This is a genomic window from Caballeronia sp. (assembly GCF_049581465.1).
In the GTDB taxonomy this organism is placed as follows: domain Bacteria; phylum Pseudomonadota; class Gammaproteobacteria; order Burkholderiales; family Burkholderiaceae; genus Caballeronia.
The window spans coordinates 1-1,605 of sequence record NZ_JBAUSA010001085.1 but is presented as its reverse complement, the minus strand read 5'-3'; the positions used below and the strand labels follow the sequence as shown (position 1 = coordinate 1,605).

Here is a 1,605-nt window from a genome sequence, read left to right as displayed (position 1 = left end):
GTATAAGACGGCGCCCGAGCAATGAACGTGCGCTGGCTGATCACCTGCCCGTGATGCGACAAGGTAGCTCGCGCCGATATTTCGCCGTGGCTTTCGGAGGCCGAATCGAAGACCTGCTCGAAGTCCGTCAAATCCACCTGCAACAAAGGTGCGCGCGCCGGGTCCGAGCCCGTCAGCACCGTCCCGCGCGACGCCAGGGCAGCCCGGATACGCTGCGTCAGGAGCTCGGCGGGCGACATGGTCCAGTGGCTGTTCGAATAGACGGCGGTGCGCTGGGCATCGGCATATTTCAGCCGATAAACAATGCCCTCCGAATTGAGATCTTTCGCAGCGCTTACCGCAAGCATTTTTACCGGCGGCATGTTCATGGTGTCGCCGAGTGGCGTGGGCTTACCAAGGTCGTATCGAATATTCGATACCGCCGCGGACGGCCCCGACACGCAGCCGCCGACGGCCAGCAGCGCCGCCAGGCTGACATAGATAAAACCGGCGCGCGCTCGCGGTAGCGGGCGCGTAGTGCGCTTCGATAAGCGCATCGCCTGCAAGATCGTGTGTGGCATCACGGTTCCTCTTTTCAAATTTCCCAAAGTACTCAAACCAAGATAACTGTTCAAAAAACGAAACTTCAGTACGTCAAACAGGCGTGAGCGGCGAACCGGGCCGTTTCACTTGGCCGCCGCCGACGGCCATTGAAAGCCCGGCTCGCCCGGTCCCGGCGCCGGTGGCGCCGCACCGAACAGCACGCTGCGCGGATTCTTGTTGAAGGTGTCGGCCGCCGCATCCACCGAACGCGCCGCGCTACCCACGTCCTCAGCGAGGGAATTCACGCGCGGCAGGGTCTCGTAGCCCACCCGCGCCGTCATTTCCTGCAAAGAATCGTTGACCTCGTTCATCACGCGGCCCGCACGTTCCGCCGCGTCACCAACCTTGTTCAGGTTGGTCATGAGCGGACCATCCGCCCGGTCCAGGCTGACCGCAAGCGCGTTCGTGGACGCGAGCGTCCGGTCCAGTTGGGCCAGCGTTTGCGGCAATTTCGCCGCCACCGGACCCGCCTGCTTGCTCAACAAAGCGATGCCGTCGGCCGCGCCTTGCAGGCTTTGCGCGGTTTGCATGACCTGGTTGCGCATGTCGTCGGAGAGGAATTTGTCCGCATCGTCGGCAATACGTTCAAATTTCTTGATCAATATGTCGCCACGTTCCTGTAACTGATCGAAGAGGCCGGGCCGCATGGGCAGCTGGGCCACATGGCTCAGCGATGACGGCAGCGGCGACAGATCCTTGCCGGTGTCCTCGAGTTGCACGAACGCGATTCCGGTCACGCCCTGGAAGCCCAGCGTCGCGAACGTGGACTGCGTGATCGGCGCGTTTTTATCGACCATGATGCGGATGCGAATCTCGCCCGGATGGTCGTGATCGAACTTGATTGACTGCACCTTGCCCACGCCGAGCCCACGATAACGCACGTCCGCGTCGCTATAGAGGCCCGTCACGTTGGTGCGCGCCACGAGGTCGTACGGCACACGCACCGTCCGGTCGACGTTGAAAAAGAACACCGTCAGGGCGATAGCCGCCATGAGCCCGAGTGTGAACAGCCCGGCCCAGAAC

The 1,605-nt window shown here is 62.2% G+C and carries 2 protein-coding genes; both read right to left on the bottom strand.

Features of this window, described 5'->3' with window-relative positions:
- Positions 1-560 (bottom strand): ABC-type transport auxiliary lipoprotein family protein (locus WCA53_RS26565; protein ID WP_423917614.1); only part of this gene is annotated, 560 nt, incomplete at its 3' end.
- Between the two features lie 105 nt (positions 561-665).
- A partial coding sequence (locus tag WCA53_RS26560) for an MlaD family protein (RefSeq protein ID WP_423917611.1) occupies positions 666-1,605 on the bottom strand: 940 nt, incomplete at its 5' end.